This window comes from Bradyrhizobium sp. SSBR45G (assembly GCF_030159255.1).
In the GTDB taxonomy this organism is placed as follows: Bacteria; Pseudomonadota; Alphaproteobacteria; order Rhizobiales; family Xanthobacteraceae; genus Bradyrhizobium.
Genome location: NZ_BSCT01000015.1, coordinates 19,636 through 40,696, shown reverse-complemented (window position 1 = coordinate 40,696; position 21,061 = coordinate 19,636). Strand labels below are relative to the sequence as shown.

General features: G+C 66.0%; 18 protein-coding genes. 6 read left to right on the top strand and 12 right to left on the bottom strand.

What is annotated here, in order from left to right; translation table 11 throughout:
* Positions 1–4: 4 nt before the first annotated feature.
* The 5 genes from QQL87_RS18520 to QQL87_RS18500 all read right to left on the bottom strand — a co-directional run bounded on the left by QQL87_RS18520 (position 5) and on the right by QQL87_RS18500 (position 4,198).
* Positions 5–1,132, bottom strand: a complete 1,128-nt coding sequence (locus QQL87_RS18520) for a Re/Si-specific NAD(P)(+) transhydrogenase subunit alpha (protein WP_284420325.1) — start codon at positions 1,130–1,132, stop codon at positions 5–7.
* A gap of 127 nt (positions 1,133–1,259) precedes the next feature.
* Positions 1,260–1,412, bottom strand: coding sequence for an aa3-type cytochrome c oxidase subunit IV (locus QQL87_RS18515; RefSeq protein WP_284420326.1), 153 nt, complete (start codon positions 1,410–1,412; stop codon positions 1,260–1,262).
* Between the two features lie 105 nt (positions 1,413–1,517).
* A complete protein-coding gene (locus QQL87_RS18510; RefSeq protein ID WP_284420327.1) occupies positions 1,518–1,913 on the bottom strand; it encodes a type II toxin-antitoxin system death-on-curing family toxin in 396 nt (131 codons plus the stop codon).
* Positions 1,910–2,134 carry an AbrB/MazE/SpoVT family DNA-binding domain-containing protein gene (locus QQL87_RS18505; RefSeq protein ID WP_015664446.1) on the bottom strand — a complete coding sequence of 75 codons (225 nt, stop codon included), beginning with the start codon at positions 2,132–2,134 and terminating at the stop codon, positions 1,910–1,912. Before QQL87_RS18505 ends, QQL87_RS18510 begins: the two co-directional genes overlap by 4 nt.
* Before the next feature lie 81 nt (positions 2,135–2,215).
* Positions 2,216–4,198 carry a M3 family oligoendopeptidase gene (locus QQL87_RS18500; RefSeq protein ID WP_284420329.1) on the bottom strand — a complete coding sequence of 661 codons (1,983 nt, stop codon included), beginning with the start codon at positions 4,196–4,198 and terminating at the stop codon, positions 2,216–2,218.
* Between the two features lie 120 nt (positions 4,199–4,318).
* On the opposite strand from QQL87_RS18500, the gene QQL87_RS18495 reads away from it, so the two are divergent.
* The 3 genes from QQL87_RS18495 (at position 4,319) to QQL87_RS18485 (ending at position 10,207) form a co-directional block, all read left to right on the top strand.
* Positions 4,319–5,818, top strand: a complete 1,500-nt coding sequence (locus QQL87_RS18495) for a sigma-54-dependent transcriptional regulator (protein ID WP_284420331.1) — start codon at positions 4,319–4,321, stop codon at positions 5,816–5,818.
* A 378-nt stretch (positions 5,819–6,196) separates the two neighbouring features.
* On the top strand, positions 6,197–8,317 hold the full coding sequence (locus QQL87_RS18490; protein WP_502871187.1) for a L,D-transpeptidase family protein: 2,121 nt from the start codon (positions 6,197–6,199) through the stop codon (positions 8,315–8,317).
* A 282-nt stretch (positions 8,318–8,599) separates the two neighbouring features.
* Positions 8,600–10,207 (top strand): peptidoglycan L,D-endopeptidase MepK, encoded by a 1,608-nt coding sequence (locus QQL87_RS18485; RefSeq protein WP_284420332.1) that lies wholly within the window; start codon positions 8,600–8,602, stop codon positions 10,205–10,207.
* 114 nt (positions 10,208–10,321) lie between these two features.
* Here the strand turns inward: QQL87_RS18485 and QQL87_RS18480 are convergent, their stop codons facing one another.
* Positions 10,322–10,594 carry a DUF2312 domain-containing protein gene (locus QQL87_RS18480; protein WP_284420334.1) on the bottom strand — a complete coding sequence of 91 codons (273 nt, stop codon included), beginning with the start codon at positions 10,592–10,594 and terminating at the stop codon, positions 10,322–10,324.
* Positions 10,595–10,831: 237 nt separating this feature from the next.
* The gene (locus QQL87_RS18475; RefSeq protein WP_284420375.1) at positions 10,832–11,134 is read right to left on the bottom strand and encodes a DUF1244 domain-containing protein; all 303 of its coding nucleotides are present in this window, start codon (positions 11,132–11,134) and stop codon (positions 10,832–10,834) included.
* A gap of 196 nt (positions 11,135–11,330) precedes the next feature.
* Here QQL87_RS18475 and QQL87_RS18470 point away from each other — a divergent pair, with 196 nt between their 5' ends.
* A complete protein-coding gene (locus QQL87_RS18470; protein WP_284420335.1) occupies positions 11,331–11,924 on the top strand; it encodes a DUF1036 domain-containing protein in 594 nt (197 codons plus the stop codon).
* Positions 11,921–13,357, top strand: coding sequence for a pyruvate kinase (gene pyk / locus QQL87_RS18465; RefSeq protein WP_284420336.1), 1,437 nt, complete (start codon positions 11,921–11,923; stop codon positions 13,355–13,357). Before QQL87_RS18470 ends, pyk begins: the two co-directional genes overlap by 4 nt.
* Before the next feature lie 6 nt (positions 13,358–13,363).
* On the opposite strand, the gene QQL87_RS18460 is transcribed toward pyk, so the two are convergent.
* The 3 genes from QQL87_RS18460 to QQL87_RS18450 all read right to left on the bottom strand — a co-directional run bounded on the left by QQL87_RS18460 (position 13,364) and on the right by QQL87_RS18450 (position 17,139).
* Positions 13,364–14,974, bottom strand: a complete 1,611-nt coding sequence (locus QQL87_RS18460) for a glycosyltransferase family 87 protein (RefSeq protein WP_284420338.1) — start codon at positions 14,972–14,974, stop codon at positions 13,364–13,366.
* A gap of 111 nt (positions 14,975–15,085) precedes the next feature.
* Positions 15,086–15,760 (bottom strand): TetR/AcrR family transcriptional regulator, encoded by a 675-nt coding sequence (locus QQL87_RS18455; protein WP_284420339.1) that lies wholly within the window; start codon positions 15,758–15,760, stop codon positions 15,086–15,088.
* 158 nt (positions 15,761–15,918) lie between these two features.
* On the bottom strand, positions 15,919–17,139 hold the full coding sequence (locus QQL87_RS18450) for a glycosyltransferase family 87 protein (RefSeq protein WP_284420340.1): 1,221 nt from the start codon (positions 17,137–17,139) through the stop codon (positions 15,919–15,921).
* Between the two features lie 203 nt (positions 17,140–17,342).
* On the opposite strand from QQL87_RS18450, the gene QQL87_RS18445 reads away from it, so the two are divergent.
* Positions 17,343–18,542, top strand: a complete 1,200-nt coding sequence (locus QQL87_RS18445; protein ID WP_284420341.1) for an alpha/beta hydrolase — start codon at positions 17,343–17,345, stop codon at positions 18,540–18,542.
* A gap of 30 nt (positions 18,543–18,572) precedes the next feature.
* On the opposite strand, the gene QQL87_RS18440 is transcribed toward QQL87_RS18445, so the two are convergent.
* Together QQL87_RS18440 and QQL87_RS18435 are read right to left on the bottom strand one after the other, a co-directional pair.
* Positions 18,573–19,448, bottom strand: coding sequence for an autotransporter outer membrane beta-barrel domain-containing protein (locus tag QQL87_RS18440; protein ID WP_284420342.1), 876 nt, complete (start codon positions 19,446–19,448; stop codon positions 18,573–18,575).
* Positions 19,429–21,045: a hypothetical protein gene (locus tag QQL87_RS18435; protein ID WP_284424116.1), complete on the bottom strand. Its 1,617-nt coding sequence runs from the start codon at positions 21,043–21,045 to the stop codon at positions 19,429–19,431. Before QQL87_RS18435 ends, QQL87_RS18440 begins: the two co-directional genes overlap by 20 nt.
* Positions 21,046–21,061: the final 16 nt, after the last annotated feature.

The following is a 21,061-nucleotide window of genomic DNA, read 5'->3' as shown; positions in this document are numbered from 1 at the left end:
TCCTTTAAGCCTTCGGCTGGAAGTTCGGGTGGACGATGGCGCCGTCCTTTGTCAAAGCCGTGGCCTTGACCAGCTCGTCGTCCCAATTGACTGCCAGCGCCTTCTCCTTCTTGTCGATCATCGTCTCGATGAAGGAGAACAGGTTGCGGGCGTAGAGGCCGGAGGCGGACGCTGCGACCCGACCTGCGAGGTTGGGGTAGCCGATGATCTTGACGCCATCGATCTCGACGGTCTCGCCGAGCTTGACGCCCTCGACGTTGCCGCCGCGCTCGACCGCGAGGTCGACCAGCACGGAGCCAGGACGCATCGACTTCACCATCTCCATGGTGACGAGGCGCGGCGCCGGACGGCCCGGGATCAGCGCAGTCGTGATGATGACGTCCTGCTTCTTGATGTGTTCCGCCGTCAAAGCAGCCTGCTTGGCCTGGTACTCTTTCGACATCTCCTTGGCGTAGCCGCCGGCCGTCTGGGCGTTCTTGAACTCCTCGTCCTCGACCGCCAGGAACTTGGCGCCGAGGCTTTCCACCTGCTCCTTGGTGGCCGGCCGCACGTCGGTGGCCGAGACCATGGCGCCGAGCCGGCGCGCGGTCGCGATCGCCTGCAGGCCGGCGACGCCGACGCCCATCACGAAGACCTTCGTCGCCGGCACGGTGCCGGCCGCGGTCATCATCATCGGGAAGGCGCGGCCGAATGCCTCAGCGCCTTCGATGACGGCGCGGTAGCCGGCGAGGTTGGCCTGGCTCGACAGCACGTCCATGACCTGGGCGCGGGTGATGCGCGGCATCAGCTCCATCGCGAAGGAGGCGATGCCGGCATCGGCCATCGCCTTGAGCGCGGCGTCGTTGCCGTAGGGGTCCATGATCGCGAACACCAAGGCACCGCGCCGGTAATTGGCGAGCTCGGAGGCTTCCGGCCGTTTCACCTTGATGATGATGTCGGCGTCCTTGAGCGCGTCGGCGCTGACGGTTGCGCCCGCCGCCGTGAACTCCGAATCCGGCAGGCCGGACTTGATGCCGGCACCGGGCTCGACCGCGATCTCGGCACCCAGCGCCTTGAACTTCTTCACCGTGTCGGGAGAGGCGGCGACCCGCGGCTCCAACGGGTCGATTTCCTTGGCGACGGCAATCTTCATGAGGCCTCCGGCGCGGATGCGCGCGCGAGCTTAAAAGGGCGGGACGTCCAACTGGCTTCAGCCTTCAGCGCCAGGGGCGCTCAGCTGAAGGCCCGCCGGCGGAGATGCCGGCGGGCCCAGAGCGACACTAAACGAGGAAAATAGCCATCAAGATGACGATCAGAGCGACGCCGATCGTGCCGAACTTCACCAGATTGATGAAGCCCACATACGTGGCCTCATGCGCCGCGTAGTCGTTGCCGTCAGCCGTCGAGTAGGCGATCTCGCCATGGTTTGCCATCGGGGTCCCCCAGAGAAAATTGCTTTGTTAAGGTCGCATACCCCAAAGCCAATGCAAGGGCAACGGCTGGCATGCAAGGCAGTTTTATCGGTTTTTCCGATCGCCCTATTCGCCGGGCCAATTGTCAAGGATCCAGCGCGTCAGGCTGGCCTCGCTGACCTCGCCGGCGGCGAGGGCGAGGATCATGGCGGTCGCTTCAGCCGGGTCCGGCGCGAACGCGATTTCGTTTCTGCGCAGAAACGTCATCATCGCCATGAAAGCGATCCGCTTATTGCCGTCGACGAAAGCGTGGTTCTTGGCGAGTCCGAATGCATAGGCTGCGGCAAGCTCGGGAAGCGTCGCCTGCTCATAGCTCCATTTGTTAATGGGCCGCTCCAGGGCCGAGCGGAGCATGCCCTCGTCACGCAGCCCAGGCGCGCCGCCGAAGCGGCGCAACTGTCGGGCGTGGATTGCGACGGCCTGCTCGTAGGTGATCCAAAGCGGTTCTTGCTGCTCGCTCATTTGGCGAGCGCGGCGAGGGTGTCGCGATACTCATCCATGATCTCGTCCGCGATCTCCATCGTCCGCTCGAAATCCGGATCATAGGGCAGCGCCTGGAAGCCGCCGCCTGGCAATTCGACGATGTGCAGTTGCTGACCGCGCTTGAGGTCGAGCCTCTGCATCAGTTCACGCGGCAACAGCAGGCCGTCGGAATTGCCGATCTTCTTGATTTCAATCTTCATAGCGGGCCGCTCCGAAAAAATGGCGCGTTATACAAATGTATAACGCGCCTCTTCATTCCGTTCAACAAATGTTTTACGCCCCTACGCCATCCGCTCCAGTTCGTCGATCATCCCGGCAATGACCGACAGGCCGCCGTCCCAGAATTTGGGGTCCTTGGCGTCGAGGCCGAACGGCTTGAGCAGCTCGGAATAATGCTTGGTGCCGCCAGCCGCGAGCATCGCGAGATAGCGCTCGGCGAAGCCGTCGGCGGCGTGCTCGTAGACGGCATAGAGCGAGTTCACGAGGCAGTCGCCGAACGCATAGGCGTAGACGTAGAATGGCGAGTGGATGAAGTGCGGGATGTACATCCAGAAGTTCTCGTAGCCCGGCTTGATCTCGATCGCCTCGCCGAGGCTTTCGGTCTGCACCGACATCCAGATCTGGCCGAGCCGCTCCGCGGTCAGCTCCCCGTTCTTGCGCTCGGTGTGCACGGCGCGCTCGAACGAGTAGAACGCGATCTGCCGCACCACCGTGTTGATCATGTCCTCGACCTTGCCGGCGAGCAGCGCCTGACGCTGCCTGGCGTCCTTGGTCTCGGACAGGAGCCGCTTGAAGGTCAGCATCTCGCCGAACACGCTCGCGGTCTCCGCCAAAGTCAGCGGCGTCGGCGCCATCAGCGCGCCTTGCCTCGCCGCCAGCACTTGGTGCACGCCGTGGCCGAGCTCGTGCGCGAGCGTCATCACGTCGCGCGGCTTGCCCTGATAGTTCATCAACACATAGGGATGCGCCGACGGCGTGGTCGGATGCGAGAACGCACCCGGCGCCTTGCCTGGACGCACCGGCGCATCGATCCAGCTCTGGTCGAAGAAGCGCTGCGCGATGTCGGCCATCTCCGGTGAAAAGCCGCGATAGGCCGTCAGCACCATGCTCTTCGCTTCCGGCCAGGCAATGGTGGCATTGGCCGCGAAGGGCAGCGGCGCGTTACGGTCCCAATGCGCCAGCTTCTTCTTTTTGAACCAGCGCGCCTTGAGATGGTAGTAGCGATGCGACAGCTTTGGATAGGCCGCCCGCACCGAGGCCACCAGCGCATCGACCACCTCGCGCTCGACGCGATTGTTCAGGTGGCGGGAATCCGCGACATCCTGGAAGCCGCGCCAGCGGTCGGAGATGTCCTTGTCCTTGGCGAGCGTGTTGGTGATCAGCGCGAAGGTGCGCTCATTGGCCTTGAAGGTCTTGGCCAGCGCCTCGGCGGCGGCCTTGCGCTTGGCGCCGTCACGGTCCTGCAGGAAGTTCAACGTCGGCTCGATCGCGAGTTCCTTGCCGCCGACCTGGAAGCGCAGCCCGGCGATGGTCTGGTCGAACAATCTGTTCCAGGAGGAGTATCCCGTCTGCGACTTTTCGTGGAACAGCTGCTCGACGCGGTCCTCGAGCTGATAGGGCTTGTCCTTGCGCAGATCCTCGATCCACGGCCGGTAGTGACCGAGCGCCGGCGTCTCCATCGCGCGCTCGATCACGGCGTCGTCGATGCGGTTGAGCTCGAGCGGGAAGAACAGCAGATGGGTGGAGGCGGCCGTGAGCCGTTCCGAGATGTCGCCATAGAATTTGGAGATCGCGGGATCGACGCTGTCGCCGGCATGCGCAAGCCCTGCGAACGAGCCGAGCCGTCCGGCGAGGTCATCGATCGCCTCGTAGCGCCGCACGGCGCCTGCGAGCCATTCGCCGCCATCCTCCCGCGCCACATGCTCGGCCAGCTTGCCCTTGTAGTCCGTCTCAAACGCGACGCATTCAGAATCCATCTTCGCGAGATCGTGAGCGATCTCCGGCGCATCGATGCCCATATAGAGGTCGCCGAGATTCCACTCGGGCAGCGCACCAATGCCGCTCTTGGCAGCCACCTTCTTGGCCGGCCTTGCAGACGATTTGGCCGTCGCACCTCGAGCCGCCTTGACGGCTGCGGGCCTCGACACCGGCTTCTTCGCCGACGTCTTCGCCGGCTTGGCCTTTTTCGAAGGCCCGGTCTTGGCGGATTTGCTCTGGGTGGATTTGGTCGGCTTGCGAAGGGCAGAAGAGGCGCGCGAGGTCATCGGATGGGTAACCTGTTGTTCGAACGCATATCCCGATCAGCGAGGTTTAAGGTTGCGTTAATCGGCGTCGGCGAGAGTGCCCCGATTCGAGACAGATAGTCGTAGCGTGCAAGGAAAGCCATGGCTGCCAGCATTTTGATTGCGGATGATGATCCGGTCCAGCGCCGGCTGGTGGAGAACATGGTTCAGAAATGCGGCTATGAGGCGGTCGTCGTCGAGACCGGCGACGCCGTGATCGAGAAGCTGACCAATCCCGACGCCGGCCCGATCGACGCCATCGTGCTCGATCTCGTGATGCCCGGGCTCGACGGCATGGGCGTGCTGTCGAAGATGCGCGAGGCCGGCATCTCGATTCCCGTGATCGTGCAGACCGCGCATGGCGGCATCGACAATGTCGTCTCCGCGATGCGCGCCGGCGCGCAGGATTTCGTCGTCAAGCCGGTCGGCATCGAGCGGCTGCAGGTTTCCTTGCGCAATGCGCTCAATACGTCCGCGCTGAAGGGCGAATTGCAGCGCATCCGGCACAGCCGCGAGGGGCGGCTGACCTTTGCCGACATCATCACCCGCGCAGAAGCCATGGCACCGATCCTGCGCATCGCCGAGAAGGCTGCGGCCTCCTCGATCCCAGTGCTGATCGAAGGCGAATCCGGTGTCGGCAAGGAGCTGTTCGCCCGAGCCATCCACGGCACCAGCGAGCGCAAGACCAGACCGTTCGTCGCGGTCAATTGTGGCGCAATCCCGGATAACCTCGTCGAATCGATCCTGTTCGGCCACGAGAAGGGCGCATTCACCGGCGCCACCGAGCGTCACATGGGCAAGTTCGTCGAGGCCCATGGCGGCACGCTGTTCCTGGACGAGGTCTCCGAGCTGCCGCTCACCGCCCAGGTCAAGCTGCTGCGCGCGCTGCAGGAGGGCGCCGTCGAGGCCGTCGGCGGCCGCAAGCCGGTCAAGGTCGACGTTCGAATCATCTCGGCGACCAATCGCCGCCTGCTCGATCGCGTCAAGGAAGGCCATTTCCGCGAGGATCTGTTCTACCGGCTGCACGTCCTGCCGCTGACGATTCCTCCCTTGCGCGTACGGCGCGAGGACATCCCGCATCTGCTGCGGCATTTCCTGGCGCGCTTTGCCGCCGAGGAGAACCGTCCCGTGTCAGGCATCGGCGGCGAAGCCGTCGCCTATCTGACCAAGCTCGACTGGCCCGGCAACATCCGCCAGCTCGAAAACGCAGTCTATCGCGCCGTCGTCATGAGCGAGACCGATCAGCTCGGCGTGGCCGATTTCCCGCTGATCCCGACCCATGCGCCGCCGGTGGAGCCGGCGCCCGCGCTGACCGTGGAGCGGCCCGTCCATCCTGGGCTGCCGGCCATGGTGCCGGGTAGTGAAGTACCCATCGCTCCGTCATCCCTGCCCTCGCATGGCAGTCTGGCGATGCTGACCGCCGGGGGCGATGTGCGGCCGCTGGAGGAGATGGAGCATGAGATCATCCGCTTCGCCATCGCCCACTACCGTGGACAGATGTCGGAGGTGGCGCGCCGTCTCAAAATCGGACGCTCGACGCTCTATCGCAAGCTCGACGAGGCCAATGGCGAGACTCCATCGACGGAATCACCACCTCTCTGAGGTCACGACGAGGACCGCGGGGCGAGACCATGGTTGCGCTCCGCTCCCGTCCGAAAATCGCCGCAAGGCCTCGCAACAATGGAACATCTGAACCGTTGCCTTGCGGTGACAGACAAAGGAAAAAACGCGTGGCACAAACGCACGATCGGTTTGGCCGGGGTTTCCCAAGAGTCAGTTTGTCGTGAGTTGTCCCGTGTGGCGCTGGCCGCAGAAGTGGGGCTTAAGTATCGTTTGGGCGTGAATCACCACGTGCAGGCGTGACCCATTCTCACGGGCGGTGCTCGCTCACGGGCGGTGCTCGAGCCGAAGCTGGCGGGCAGAGATCGACCTTGTTACCGACCCTGTTCCGGAAGGGACAGATCATCCGAGGGATTGACGATGCGAGATTGTGTGACCACCCGTGGCGGATATGACCGCGTGCTGATGGCTATCGCGGCGACCTTCCTCGCGGTGTCCTCGACCTCTGCTCTCGCCCAGAACGACCCGCCCCGCAACAGCGCTGCCGAGCTGGCCATCGACGCGGCCATTCCGTTGCCGGAGCCGGCCAACGTGCCGCCGCCGACCGCCAGCGATTTCAAGCCCGATACGACCGCGACCGTTTCGCCCAGCCAGGCCAAGGCGCCCGAGCCGGCCAAGCCGCTCGAATCGGTTGCGGTGCCTGCAACCGATCCGGCCAAGACCGTTGCAAGCCCGCCGCCGGCGACTCCCGCGACGGCAACGGCACCCGACACCGCGAAGGATCCGGTCAAGGCCGCGAGCAGCGTGCCTGCGGCGGACCAGCCGGTTGCAGACCGCCTGCGTGATCTGATGGCCACCAAGGCGACCAAATATTTCGACCGGAAGGCCGAGCGCGCCGCGGTCGAGAAATTCTACACCGGCCGCGACTATGCGCCGATCTGGACCCAGAGCGGCAGCGTGACGGCTGCGGCCAAGGGCGTCATGGCCCGGCTGAGGGACGCCGCCGCCGACGGTCTCAATCCCGCCGACTATCCGGTGCCGGATTTCACCGCCGCAGCGTCCACCCCGGACGCCCTCGCGGAAGCCGATCTCAAGCTCACTGAGAGCATGCTGGACTACGCGCGGCAGGCGCAGAGCGGCCGCATGCACTGGTCGCAGGTGTCGGCCGACATCCAGTATCCCGAGCATCCGATCGACCCGAACGAGGTGCTGGCCAATGTCACCGGCGCCAAGGATGCGTCGGCGGCGCTCGACAGCTACAACCCGCCGCACAAGCTCTACAAGCTGCTGAAGGCCAAGCTCGCCGAGCTGCGCGGCGGCCCCGACGGTGCGCCGATCATCATCGACGACGGCGAGCCGCTGAAATACACCCCTGCGCGCGGCAAGAACGCGCCGGAGGCCGAGGCGCAGATGTCCGACCCGCGCGTGCCGAAGCTGCGCGCCAAGCTCGGCATCACCGAGAACACCGACGACATCCGCTACGACGCCAAGGTCGCAGCCGCGGTCCGTAAGTTCCAGGAGAGCGTCGATCTCAAGCCGACCGGTGTGCTCGACGACCGCACCGTCAAGGCGCTCAACACGCCCAAGCGCGACAAGCAGATCGACACGGTCCTCGTCAACATGGAGCGCTGGCGCTGGCTGCCGCGCGACCTCGGCGCCCCCTCGATCGGCGACGCCTATGTCATCCTCAATATCCCCGACTACACGCTGAAGGTGATGCAGCGCGGCGCGCAGGTCTGGACCACCCGCGTGGTGACCGGCAAGCCCGGCCAGCATGCGACGCCGCTGCTCAGCGAGACGATGAAGTTCATCACCGTCAACCCGACCTGGAACGTGCCGCCGTCGATCATCTACAACGAGTATCTGCCGGCGCTGCAGCAGGACCCGACCGTGCTCGACCGCATGGGCCTGCGGCTCGAGCGTGCCCGTGACGGCTCGATCCACATCTCGCAGCCCCCGGGCGAGGCCAATGCGCTCGGCCGCATCCGCTTCAACTTCCCGAACAAGTTCCTGGTCTATCAGCACGACACCCCGGACAAGAACCTGTTCGCCCGCGACGAACGCGCCTTCAGCCATGGCTGCATGCGCGTGCAGTATCCGGATCAGTACGCCGCTGTTCTGCTCAACATCACCATGCCGAACGAGCGCTACACGCCGGAGCGCATCCGCAGCATGTACGGCTCGAGCGAGATCGACCTGAAATTCCCGACGCCGATCCCGGTGAACATCACCTACCAGACCGCGTTCGTGGACGATGCCGGCAAGCTGCAGTTCCGCAAGGACGTCTATGGCCGCGACGCGACCATGATCTCGATCCTCAAGAGCAGCCGCGGCAAGGATCTGGAAAACGTCGTCGCGCACGCCCAGCCGAACTATTCGCGCCCGAAGGGACCGCTGCCCAACGCGGTCAACGTCAGCGACAACAGCTTCTCGTCGGGCTCGTCCAGCCCGAACTTCTTCGAACGGCTGTTTGGTGGTGGCGGTCAGCCGACGCCGCCGGCCCCGGTCGGCCGGCCGTCGCGGCGGGTCTTCACCCGGTGATCGGGCTGCGGCCCTAGACGTCAAATTTCGATTTCAGATCAAAGACCTCGCCGACCGGGAGACCGACGGCGAGGTTTTAATTTGTGATTAACCACAATGATCAACCACGATTCGATGGCACTTTTTCGCCACACTCAAGCGTATATGTTAAGGGTAATTGGGGGGCGGGTCGGTCAGTATCCCTTAACCATCCCGCCTTAGGTAAGCGTTTCCTCTCTCTTCCGCCGGACGGGCCGCAAGAGGGTATCTGAGTAAACGCTCGTCGACGGGGTGGGCTGCATCTTGCTGTCTGTTTTCGCGCGCCAATCGCGTTCGCTACCCGGAGCGGGATGGAGCGCAATCTGCCGCTTCGGCCTTGCTTCGCTGCTCCTGCTGGTCGGAGCGGGCACGGTACGCGACGCAGAGGCCCTCAACGAAACCCGCACCCTCACCTTCCACCACACCCATTCCGGCGAGGACCTGACGGTCACCTTCAAGCGCGAAGGCCGCTATGACGAAGACGCGCTGAAGAAGCTCAATCACTTCCTGCGCGACTGGCGCACCCAGGACGAGACGGTCATGGACCGCCGGCTGTTCGATATCCTCTGGGAGGTCTATCGCGACGTCGACGGCAAGCAGCCGATCCAGATCATCTCATCGTACCGCTCCCCCGCCACCAATTCGATGTTGCGCCGCCGCTCGGCGCATTCCGGGGTGGCCCGCCACAGCCAGCACATGCTGGGCCACGCGATGGACTTCCATATCCCGGGCGTGCCGCTGGAGCAGATCCGCTACGCCGGCCTGCGTCTGCAGCGCGGCGGCGTCGGCTTCTATCCGACATCGGGCTCGCCGTTCGTTCACCTCGACACCGGCAACATTCGCCACTGGCCGCGGATGACGGCCGACCAGCTTGCGCGCGTCTTCCCGGATGGCAAGACCGTCCACGTCCCAAGCAATGGTGTCCCGCTCAAGGGCTATGAGCTCGCCAAGGCCGAGATCGAGAAGCGCGGTCCGGGCGACGACGCGTCGTCTGGGCGGTCCGGCCTGTTGGCGCGGCTGTTCCGTGGTCGTCCGAGCGAGGATGACGAGGAGGCCGGCGAGAGCGAGAAGGCCGATACCAACACCAAGCCGGTGCAGACCGCCGCGCTCACGTCCAATGCGCTCACGTCCAAGACGGCCGACAACAAGCCCTCGACGGCGCGTGGCAAGATCACCAATGCCCTGCAGCTGGCATCGGCCGATTCGCAGGCGGTGCAGCAGCCGACGGCACCGAAGTCGGACACCAAGCCCGAGACCACGAGTGCGATCAGCGCCCCGTCGCGGGACGGTGCACCGCAAAGCGTCGCCGACATCATCAATGCCCGTGGCTTCTGGGGTGACAATCCGAGCACGCCGAAGCAGGCGACGCCCGAGCAGGTGGCAGCGATCACCGCCCGCCGCGCGCTGTCGGCGATCGATCAACCGCAGACGGCGAGCCTGATGCAGGCCATGGCCTTCGCCCCGGCGCCCGCGGCCGATCGCGGCAATGCTGCCACCGCGCCGATGCCGGTGCGAAACTCTCGTCCGGCGGCCACCCGCCCCGCACCGACGGCGAGCGATGCCAAGGGCGGCCAGAGCCAGGACGGCCTGATCACGATGGCGACCCGGATGTCGTCGGCCAAGGGGCCCGATTCGACCTGGATGCGCGCGATCATGCTGACGCCCAGCGCATCGTCATCGATGTCGGTGACCAAGCTCGGCGATCCCGATCTCACCGTCATGCGCAGCTATTTCGTGAAGCCGCAGACGGCGCTGGCGATGACCTTCTCTGCCGATCCGACGCCGGGGCTGAGCTATGACCAGTTCAGCGGGCCTGCGATCATCAAGCTCGAGATCAAATCCTTCACGATGCGCGCCGCGGCCTTGCGCTGACGGCCGCAGTGACAGACCCCGGCTTCGTTCCTGACGCGCAAATGCCCCCGCGTCGATGGCGCGGAGGCAGGATGGCTCGGATAGACGTTCAGGAAGTTTGAGCGCAGCAGGCGCTCAGATCATGCCCAGCGCCTGCATGTAGGTCTCGAGGATGCTTTCCTCTTCCTGACGCTCATTGGGGTCCTGCTTGCGCAGCCGGATGATCGTACGCAGCGCCTTGACGTCGAAGCCGTTGCCCTTGCTCTCGGCATAGACGTCCTTGATGTCCTCGGAGATCGCCTTCTTCTCCTCCTCCAGCCGCTCGATGCGCTCGATGATCGACTTGAGCTGGTCTACGGCAAAGCGGGTCGCGGGCGACTCGTCGTCCTTCGCGGCGGCGGTGACCATCTGATACTCCTGAGTGGAACTCGTGTGTCCAATAAAGGCGCCTGCGGGCGCCGCGTGTTCGCCGCGACCCTCAAATCTGGTGTGCCCTGCGTCAAGCAGACATCGCCCTCATCCACAGAGCGCCCACATGTTGTTGGGCCCGGCAAGCTGCGCGGCAACGCCATGGGCCGGGTCGCTTGCGTTTTGTGCGCCTCCCGGACAGGACTCCGATTCGCAGGCTGCCGGTGACCCGAAGGCTCAATGGCCCGGATGCACCTTCTTCATGGCCTCGATCTGCTCGGCGCTCGCTTCGCGCTGATGCTTCGCCTTCCACTCGTCGTAGGGCATGCCATAGACCGCCTCGCGGCTCTCATCCTTGGTCATCGCCGCCCCCTGGGCGTCGGCAGCGTCCTTCAGCCAGTTGGAGAGGCAGTTGCGGCAGAAGCCGGCCAGGTTCATCAGGTCGATATTCTGAACGTCGGTTCGGGTCCGCAGGTGCTCGATGAGCCTGCGGAACGCAGCGGCTTCGAGTTCGGTCCGAGTGGTGCTGTCGATGGTCATCGCTTTGCTTCCCTGTTCCGCATGGTGGCGGATCTCTGCTATATGATGCGGCATCGTCGCAGGTTTGGCCATATCGCAGCACCGTCAAGGGAGCGAGGAGTGCGATCGAATCCGCCTTCGCCACGAAATTGCCTTGCCGTTGACAGCCGCAGCCAAGTCGCGCGACATCAATCAACGTTTGATATAGCGTCGCGCAATGATCCCCAAAATCTCCTCCATCCTGCATCGCATTCCCCGTCGCCCCGGTTTCGGACTGCTTTCGCTGCTTGGGCTGGCCGCGCTCTGTCTGTCAACCAGCCCGGCGGCGGCTGATTTCCGGCTCTGCAACAACACCTCGAGCCGGGTCGGGATCGCCCTCGGCTACAAGGACGCCGAGGGCTGGACCACCGAAGGCTGGTGGAACGTATCGTCTCGCAGCTGCGAAACGCTGCTCAAGGGCACGCTGGTCGCGCGCTATTATTACATCTACGCGCTGGACTATGACCGCGGCGGCGAATGGTCGGGACAGGCCTTCATGTGCTCGCGCGACAAGGAGTTCACCATCAAGGGCACCGACAATTGCCTGGCACGCGGCTTCGACCGCACCGGCTTTTTCGAGGTCGACACCGCCGACCAGCGCGCCTGGACCGTGCAGCTGACCGAAGCCAATGAGCAGCCGGCGCAACAGCGCGTGCCCGGCATTCCCGGCACGCTTGGACCGGGCGGCAACGTCCCCGGCCTGCCCAACGGGCCTCAGGCCGCGCCGCCTCCGGGGTCCGGCCTGCCGTCCGGGCAGACGCCGAAGCCATGAGACGCCTGCGCCGCATCAAGATCCTCGCCACGCTCGGTCCCGCCTCCTCGGACAGCGCGATGATTCGCAAGCTGTTCGAGGCCGGAGCCGATATCTTCCGGATCAACATGAGCCATACGCCGCACGACAAGCTGCGGGAGATGGTGGCGACGATCCGCAGCGTCGAGGCGAGCTACGGCCGGCCGATCGGCATCCTGGTCGATCTGCAGGGCCCGAAGCTCAGGGTCGGCACCTTCGCCGAAGGGCCGGTGCAGCTGAACAACGGCCAGAGCTTCGTGCTCGATTCGGACAAGACGCCGGGCGATGCGACGCGGGTGTACCTGCCGCATCCGGAAATCCTGGCCGCGCTGCAGCCGGGCCACGCGCTGCTGCTCGATGACGGCAAGGTGCGCCTGATCGCCGAGGAGACCTCCCCGACCCGCGCCGTGACGCGCGTCGTCATCGGCGGCAAGATGTCCGATCGCAAGGGCGTGAGCCTGCCGGATACCGACCTGCCGGTCTCCGCGATGACGCCGAAGGACCGCGCCGATCTCGAGGCCGCCTTGAACATCGGCATCGACTGGATCGCATTGTCCTTCGTGCAGCGCGCCGACGACGTGCTCGAAGCCAAGAAGATCATCCGCGGCCGCGCCGCCGTGATGTCCAAGATCGAGAAGCCGCAGGCGATCGATCGATTGCCTGACATCATCGACGTCTCCGACGCATTGATGGTGGCGCGTGGCGATCTCGGCGTCGAACTGCCGCTGGAGCGCGTGCCGGGCCTGCAGAAGCTGATGACGCGGATGGCGCGCCGCGCCGGCAAGCCGGTGGTGGTCGCGACTCAGATGCTGGAATCGATGATCCAGTCGCCGGTGCCGACCCGTGCCGAGGTCTCCGACGTGGCCACTGCGGTGTACGAAGGCGCCGATGCGATCATGCTGTCGGCCGAATCGGCGGCCGGCAAATATCCGGTCGAAGCAGTCTCGACCATGAACCGGATCGGCGAGGAGGTCGAGCGCGACGCGGTCTATCGCTCCGTGATCGCGGCCCAGCGCCCCGAGCCGGAATCGACCGCCGGCGACGCCATCGCGGAAGCCGCCCGCCGGATCGCCGAAAACCTGGATCTGCCGGCGATCATCTGCTGGACCTCGTCTGGCTCCACTGCAATCCGCGTCGCCCGCGAGCGGCCGAAGCCGCCCGTGGTCGCGATCACGCCGAATCTCGCGACCGGACGCCGGTTGTCCGTCGTGTGGGGGGTGCATTGCGTGGTGGCGGAAGACGCGCGCGACCAGGACGACATGGTCGAGCGCGCCGGCTCGATCGCGTTCCGCGACGGCTTCGTCCGAGCCGGCCAGCGCGTCATCGTCGTTGCCGGCGTTCCGCTCGGCACGCCCGGCACGACCAACATGGTGCGCATCGCCTATGTCGGGCCGTCCAGCGAAGCCCATCTCTGACGCCAGTCAATCGGTGCTGATGCCGGGCCTCAGGCCTGCGGTCGAGGCCGCGGGCCCCGCAGCCGTTATGACCGGACAGGCCAGGATGTCGGTGCCGTCGGCGCCTGGGATACGCTCGCAACGGCGCGCGCCGTCGATCGCGAGAGCGTAGTCATTGAGCACGTCGAGCCGCGGCGGATTGTCGGCCGGACTCTCCGCATAATACAGCGCCCACACCCCGCCGGGCAGCGGTTCGGCCAAGCCGTTTCGAACACGGCGGTCGAGCACGCCGCCGGGGACGATCGGAACCACCAGCTCGGACAATTGATAGACGCGCGAGCCTTGCGGCAGGAACGATGTGACGTAGCCGAGCGGCTTCTGCAGCAGCAGGAACGTCGCCGGTCGCAGCAAGGCATCGGCGAGCTGCGGCCGGTATGGATCGGACCACGGCCGCCGCATCCAGTCGGTCGGTTGCGAGGCCAGCGCGATGACAGCCGCAGTGCCGACGATGACGGCCTGCCTGCTTCGTGCCGATAACGCCATGGCCGCATGCCCGCGCCAGGCATCGATCAGGCGTATCAGCAGCAGCACGATCAGCGGCGCCGCCAACAGCTCCAGCGGCATCAGATAGCGCTGGATGGAGAACGCCAGCATCCACAGCAGATAGCTGATCCAGAAGAAGATGACGAGGCGCCGGTCGCGCAACGCCAGCACCTCGCGCCGCTGCCCCAGGCCAGTGAGGATCAGCGCGATCAACAGCACGATGACGACGGCGAAGCGCGGATCGCGGAACGCCCATTCCGACGACGGATGCTTGCCGACCACCCAATAGAACGGATAGGCGAGCGCATCGAGCACGCCGGACGGCATGAAGCGCGTATCGGCGATCGAGATCTGCGGCGCCTCGGGCGAGCGGAAGAGCGTATTGTAGAATGGAAACAGCGGGCTGCCGAAGTCGCGCATCATCTTCAGCGCCCACGGCCCCGCCGTCACCATCCCAGCCAGCGCGCTGCCGGCGCCGAACATGACCAACGCCCGCAGCGGCTGCGCCACCAGCAGCAGCGAGACGCCGGCTCCGATCAGGTAGGTCGCGTTGGTCAGCTTCAGCCCTGTAGCAGCTCCGATCAGCAGGCCGGCGATGAGGAAGCGACGGCCGCGTTCGTCGTCATCGCGAAAGATCAGGCCGACCGCGACAAGGATCGGCATCGCGGTCAGGATATCGGCGAAGCTGGTGCCGACCTCGGACAGGGTCATGGGGCTGAGCGCGGCGATGAGGACAGCGGCACCGAGCGCGAAAACATCGGCACTGCGATCGAGCAGCACGCGCGCCACCCACCAGACCACGGCAAGGTTCAGGCCATGCAGTGCGCCGAGCGCGACGCCCCACCAGGGCGTCTCGAGCCCATGGCGGACGACGTAGGGCAGCAGATAGATCAGCGGATTGAGGAAACTCTGGAAGCCGCCCGGCGCAACATCGAGATCGAAGCGGCCGTGAACGAGCGCGAAGCCGGCATAGTCGTGATAGTTCTGCCAGTCCCAGTTGATGTCCTCGCCAACGACGTAGGCGTAGATCGCGCCGGCAATGGCCGATCCGGCGATCACGAGCGGCGTCACCAGATGTTTGCGTGCGAGGGCCATCGTTCGGGGAAAAGCACCTGGAGCTGCGAGCCGCGGCGGCCGTCCCGGCGCCGCACCCGACCATGGCGGCGACGCATGAATCCTTGATTAAGTGTCGCTCGCTTGGAGGTACTACGCGCCGACCAGACTCTTGACCGGCAGCACCGCCTGGACGACGAGGCCGCGGGCACGCGCATCCATCACGCCGACCGCGCGCAGCGCCAGCAAGGTGACGGCCTGGACGGTGTCACGCAGCTTGGCGGGATCGTCGAGCGTGTCGGTCGCGAGCGGCCCCACCAGCGCCTCGTGCAGCGCGCCGAGCAGCGCTGTTGCCGCCAGCTGGGTGTCCTGCGCCGGAAGATGGCCGGCGCGGACGGCGGCATCGATGCGCGAGGCGATCTCGCCGACGATCTCGCGGCGGCTGGCGATGCGCGAGGCGGTGACGTCGACGTCGACCGGCTCGGCCAGGATGCCCCAGGCCAGCTTGCGCTGCGACAGCACATGCACGGCGACGGTCGAGACGGCCGCCGCCAGCGCCGAGGACGGACCGGGGGCGGCGTCGGCGGCGCGCCGGACCGCGGCCAGTTCGTCGCGCGACACCTCGGCGATCAGCTCGGAAATCAGGTCGGCCTTGGAAGGAAAGTAGCGGTAGACGGTGCCGGCGGCCACGTTGGCCCGGACCGCCACCGGGGCAATCTGAACAGCCGACATGCCGCCTTCAGCTGCGCATTCGCGGGCGGCGGCCAGGATCGCGCTACGGCGGGCGGCCAGCCGCTTCACGACCTGATGGGTTCGCCGGTACACCATGGCGCTTCTCATCCCAGACGCGCCCGTCCGGGACCGTCCGGCGAACGCTGGTTCAGTGTTTTTGGAGGATCGTCCTCGCAAATCGCTTGGAAGAACTGAACACCTGTTCAGGAAAGAAGACAAGCGGAATCACGGCCATGGTACCGGCCATGCGACCTTCAGGCCGCGGCGAGCGTAGGCTGCGACGCCGGCTGCCGCCGCCACCATGATCCGGCCCGGGCCAGCACCAGCCCGCCCATGATCAGATTGGCCGCCAGGCCAAGAGGAATGCCGGTCATCATGAAGGTGATCTGCAGGGCCGCGACGGTACCGAGCGCAGGCAGCTCATAGCGGCGGAAACCTTCGCCGAGGCCGATTCGCACCAGCCAGGCCACGGCAATCGCCTGCACCATCATGTCGTACATGAACAGATAGGGCGTGGTGAGCAGAAGCCCGACCGCCAGCGCCGCCGCCTTCAGCGCGTAGCGCACCGGGCTGCGCCACAGCGTCACCAGCACCACCGCGACGGCGGCCGTCAGCACCCATTGGAAGGTCCAGCCGAGTGCTTCGGAGCCGCCGAAATAGCGCACCAGCGAGAACAGGCTCTGCAGCTTCCACCAGGTCGCCTTGCCTTCGGTCAGGAACGCCTGGGAGAACATCGGCAGCCAATGAAGGAACGCCTGCCAGCTCTCGAGCCCAAAGGCCATCCAGGATGCGAGCGCAAGCACCACCGCAGTGACGCTCGCCGAGACGAACGCCGTCCAGCGTTGGGTTGCGATCAGCAGAATTGGAAACAGCAGACCATATTGCGGCTTGTAGGTCAGGAGCCCGAGACAGACGCCGGCCAGCACCGGCCGCACCGGCAGCCAATACAGCGTGCCGCCGACAAGGGCCGCAGTCAGACAGCCGTTCTGGCCGACGAGCGTATTCGAGAACAGCGCCGGAAAGCCGGCCGCGAGCAGCAGCCCGAAGCCGCGGCCGACGATCGCGCGGATCACCAGTGCGTACGGGATGAAGCTCGTAGCCGCCCAGCCGGCGAAGGCGATCGTGTAGGGAAACTGCGCAAGGAAGGCTGCAACGAACAGGAACGGTGGCGGATAGTGCCAGGCGAAATAGCCAGGGAAATCCTGCCCCAACAGATCGAGCTCGACCTGACGCTGCACGTCCCAGTCCCACGCCAGCGCCGGATGTCCCTGCAGCGCTAGCTTGCCCGCGGCCCAGACATTGACGAAGTCGGTGGGAATGCCGAGCCCGTCGGCGCCCCAGATCCAGATGCCGGAGAAGAGGCCTGCGGGGAAGAATGCGGCGTTGATGCAGGCGAGCGCGAAGCAGACTGCGAACAGGCTCAATGGAACGCCGCGACGCGGTGGGATCGCGGCGGCATCAGAATTGTCGGCCATCTGAACCTCGCCCGCGCCGACACGGGCGCACTCCTGCTCAAGCCATAGGCCGGGAGGCTTGAAGAAGGCTTAAGCGCAATCGCTCAGGCGCCCGCGCGCGCCGGCTCGGGACTGAGCAACAGCTCGGGACCGCACCGATTGTTTACACGCAATTTGTATTTCTGGGCTCCGATGCAACCGACGGCCGATCCGCAGGAGTCCACATGCCCTTTCGTCTCATCCTTCTTGCTCTCCTCCTGATCGTGCCCGCAGCCGGCCGCGCCCAGGACAAGGGCGCGGTGCGCGTTACGTCCGACGTCTCCTATGAATTCCTGGCGCGCTGGGACGCCGACCGGCTGAACAGGATCCTGACCGTCGACACGCCGAAATTCGCCGGCGTCCAGGTCGCCTACACCCCGGCTCAGACGTCCGTCCGGCTTTATCGCGTCACCTACGCCTCTGTCGTCCCCGAGCGCGGCAACAAGCCGATCACCGCGACAGGCCTGCTCGCGGTGCCGGAAGCCTCTGACAAGACTCCGCCGATGGTGTCCTATCAGCACGGCACGGTGTACGGAAAACAGGAGGTGCCGTCTTTCCCGGAGCAGTCACCCGAGACGCAGCTGATGATCGCGCAGTTTGCCGGCCAGGGCGATGTGCTGATCGCCGCCGACTATTTCGGCATGGGCCTCTCGACCGAGCCGGAAGGCTACATGGTCAAGGCCAGCCACCAGCAGGCGACTTACGACATGCTGCTCGCCAGCCGCGCCGTGCTCAACGACATGCACCTTACAACGGGCAGACTGTCCATCGCTGGCTGGTCGCAGGGCGGCTTCGTGACCATGGCCTTTCTCGAGAAGCTCGAAAGCGCCGGCGTCCCCGTCGCGGCCGCGGCGACCGCGAGCGCGCCCGTCGACGTGTTCGTCGCGCTGAACGGGTTCCTCAACTTCCCACGCAAGAACGACGCCGCCTGGGTGAACTCGTTGTTCATCCTGTCGGCCTTTGCATTCGAGAACTATTACGGCGTTCCGGGACTGGCGCGCTCCGTCATCAGCGACACCTATTACGACGTTGCCCGCAAGGCCTATGAGCGCGAGCCGTTCAACGTCGCCGACGTTCCGACCGACCTGCACAGACTGATCAGGCCGGACTATTTCGATGCGCAATATTTCGCGGCGTCGGCCTACGGCCGCCTTGTCGCGCAGACGCAGGCCTATCGCTGGATCATCAGGACGCCGGTGCGCAACTATTACGGCGAGACCGACGAGGCGATCTCGACCGGGCTCGGCCGGCTGGCGATGACCTATCAGCAGGCGATCGGCGCCGGCAACGGCAAGGTTGAGGCGGTCTCGACCGGCCCGACCAGCCACCGCGGCACGTTCGCGACCGCCGTTCCGCAATGGAAGACCTGGTTCGACAAGCCGTAACGATCGGCTTCGGTCGCTGGACAGCCGCGCTCAGAAGGCGCGGCTGTAACCGACTTGGAGTCCATAAGTGAGCGTGTTCTGGCTCGCCGCATTGGCGCTGATCATCGCCGCCGATCCCGGCGCGAGCTCGTAGCGCAGGCCGGCATTGCCCTCGACCCAGCTCCGGCTCAGGCGCGGCCCGAGCCCGGAGAGGCCGCAGAACGCCGTGAGCGGCGCCGCACCGCTGCAGTCGGCCGCCAGCAGCGAGCCCTGCACCAGCGGCGCATCGGTGCGGAGATTGCTAGCCCAGGCGAGACCGCCGAACACGGTGATCCGCTCGGTCAGCACGCCGCGCAGCTGCGAACCGACGCGCAGCGTCGTCGCCGCCGCGTTGAATGCGGAGATGGAGGCCGGGAACGGGCCGCCGCTTTCAACGAAGCCGCCGACCCGCGCATTGACGTAGGACAGCTGGACGAACGGCGTGACCGTCGCCTTGGCTCCGGGGATCGCAAGCGCCCAGCCGATCCGCGCCATCGCGCCGGCAGAGCTCGCATGGGTCGCGCCCTGCGACCCCGCCAGCGTCGTCCCGTTGAGATAGCCGCGCGTCAGCGTCAGGTCGGGATAGAGCGAGGCGACTGCCATCGCCAGGAACTGGAATCCGGTCTCGGGGCGATGGGCGAAATAGGTGCCGAAGGTCGCGCCCGGTGCGTCGAAGCGCCCGCCATAGCCGAGCCCGTTGCGCAGGCCCGCCACGCCAATGGACACGCCGATCGAGGTCGATGGCGCGAGCGCGCGCGCCAGGCCGAAGGTGCCGGACAGCTCCGTGCCGCTGGTGCCATAGCTGGAATTGCCCGCCACGAGTCCATAGGCAAAGCCGCACCATGGCGACGCCTCGCCGCCGGCCGTCCTAGTCGGCGGCGGTGGCAAGCGCGCCCATCGCGGCGTCCGTCGCAGTCACGCCTTGGTTGGCGATGACGCCCAGGCTGGCGAGCGAGGCCCTCTGCTCCAGCACGCTGGTGATGCTGCCGGATGTCGGCGCCGTATCCGTCGGTGTCGACGCCGTACGGGTCAGCTGCACCAGGAACAGGTCCTGCGTGCTGTCGGCATCGTTGCGGTGACCGCTGCCGAGGATGAGAATGTTCGACGACGAGCTCGTCGCTGAGACCGCGATCCCGGTCGCGTCGGTCAGCGTGACATTGGCGGTGCCGACGCCGAGGCTGGCCAGGATCGACGCCAGCGTGGCGCCCGACGATGACTGCCCGTCCGAGGTGACGGACCAGTAGACCGCCTGCGAACAGAGGCCGCTGCTGCTCGCCGTGCAGGCGTACTCCACCCGTCCGACGACGTTGCTGCCGGAGGCATCAACGGCATTGGCGACCGCGCCGAGGCGGCCAAGATTGTCGGTGTCGGTAGGAGCCACCGTCGCGAGCTGCAACGTGGAATGGGTGGCCCAATTGTCGGTCGTGCTCCAGCGCACCGCTTCGAAATTCGTCGCCGAATTGCCGAGCCAGCCGACGGCAACGCTCCCGGTGGCAACGCTGCCGCTGCCCGCATTCAGCGCCCGCGCTTCGCCATAGGCGTAGGTCGTCGAGCTGTTGTTCAAGGGCGTCATGCCGAGCTGGGTCATCGTGCCCGAGGCGAGCGTCCAGACGAACGGCTTGGGCTGCCAGATCGTGGCATAGTCACCGAACTGGTCGGTATCCGACAGCAACAGCCCCGAGCCGCGCGCAAGATTGACGTCGTTGGTGAAGGCCCCGCGCGGGAACAGTCCGTACCAGCCGACCACCGTGCCGTTGTCGGCCACCGCCTTGCCCGAGCTTGCCGGCGAGCTCACCGGATCCGGCGTGGCGCCGAGCAGCTGCACCGAGTTGGTGGAGAGGTTCCAGATGGCAGCCTGCATCGTGCTCGTGCCGGTCAGGATCCCATGCGGCCAGCTCGCATTGAACTGCAGCGTCCCGCTCCAGCCGGTCGCATAGGCGGCGTTCGGACTGATGCCATAGGCCGCGCCGTCGGTGTCGGCGCCGTGAAGCGGCAGCTGCGTCGGCGTGACGCCCGCAAATGCGCCGGCCGTGCTGGCCTGCCAGATGTAGGGATAGATGTCGTAATTGGCCTGGGTGCCATCGGCGCCCAGCACGACGCCCACGACGGTCTTGCCCGCGGCATCGACGCCGGTCGCCGACCCGCTGACGAAATTGCTCAGCCGGGCCTCCGGCAGCGCCAGCGCGGTCACCGCGCCCGAGCCGAGGCCACCGCCGGCCATATTCGCAGCCCAGACGATCGGCACCTCGACCGCGAACACCGAGCCGTAGGGCGTCTCGCAGATTGTCCCGGCGCCGCCGACGGCGAGGCCCGATGCGCTCATCGCGCTGCCGTGGAGATAGCTGCCGAAGCAGCCCCCGCCGGCGGAATAGGTGGCCTCGCCGAAATAGCTCGACGTGAAAGGACCGGACTTGGCCGTGTCGAAAATGCCTTGCGCGGCAGCCTCACCGCCATCGAGGCCGACCAGACCGGTCAGCGAAACCACGAGAAAACCCAAGGCC

What these genes read in the sequence shown, in the direction of transcription:
- QQL87_RS18480 (WP_284420334.1), bottom strand. Translation starts at nt 10,594, where the DNA reads ATGGTCACCGCCGCCGCGAAGGACGACGAGTCGCCCGCGACCCGCTTT.
- QQL87_RS18520 (WP_284420325.1), bottom strand. Translation starts at nt 1,132, where the DNA reads ATGAAGATTGCCGTCGCCAAGGAAATCGACCCGTTGGAGCCGCGGGTC.
- QQL87_RS18505 (WP_015664446.1), bottom strand. Translation starts at nt 2,134, where the DNA reads ATGAAGATTGAAATCAAGAAGATCGGCAATTCCGACGGCCTGCTGTTG.
- QQL87_RS18515 (WP_284420326.1), bottom strand. Translation starts at nt 1,412, where the DNA reads ATGGCAAACCATGGCGAGATCGCCTACTCGACGGCTGACGGCAACGAC.
- QQL87_RS18450 (WP_284420340.1), bottom strand. Translation starts at nt 17,139, where the DNA reads ATGGCCGACAATTCTGATGCCGCCGCGATCCCACCGCGTCGCGGCGTT.
- pyk (WP_284420336.1), top strand. Translation starts at nt 11,921, where the DNA reads ATGAGACGCCTGCGCCGCATCAAGATCCTCGCCACGCTCGGTCCCGCC.
- QQL87_RS18475 (WP_284420375.1), bottom strand. Translation starts at nt 11,134, where the DNA reads ATGACCATCGACAGCACCACTCGGACCGAACTCGAAGCCGCTGCGTTC.
- QQL87_RS18500 (WP_284420329.1), bottom strand. Translation starts at nt 4,198, where the DNA reads ATGACCTCGCGCGCCTCTTCTGCCCTTCGCAAGCCGACCAAATCCACC.
- QQL87_RS18455 (WP_284420339.1), bottom strand. Translation starts at nt 15,760, where the DNA reads ATGGTGTACCGGCGAACCCATCAGGTCGTGAAGCGGCTGGCCGCCCGC.
- QQL87_RS18445 (WP_284420341.1), top strand. Translation starts at nt 17,343, where the DNA reads ATGCCCTTTCGTCTCATCCTTCTTGCTCTCCTCCTGATCGTGCCCGCA.
- QQL87_RS18460 (WP_284420338.1), bottom strand. Translation starts at nt 14,974, where the DNA reads ATGGCCCTCGCACGCAAACATCTGGTGACGCCGCTCGTGATCGCCGGA.
- QQL87_RS18490 (WP_502871187.1), top strand. Translation starts at nt 6,197, where the DNA reads ATGCGAGATTGTGTGACCACCCGTGGCGGATATGACCGCGTGCTGATG.
- QQL87_RS18510 (WP_284420327.1), bottom strand. Translation starts at nt 1,913, where the DNA reads ATGAGCGAGCAGCAAGAACCGCTTTGGATCACCTACGAGCAGGCCGTC.
- QQL87_RS18495 (WP_284420331.1), top strand. Translation starts at nt 4,319, where the DNA reads ATGGCTGCCAGCATTTTGATTGCGGATGATGATCCGGTCCAGCGCCGG.
- QQL87_RS18470 (WP_284420335.1), top strand. Translation starts at nt 11,331, where the DNA reads ATGATCCCCAAAATCTCCTCCATCCTGCATCGCATTCCCCGTCGCCCC.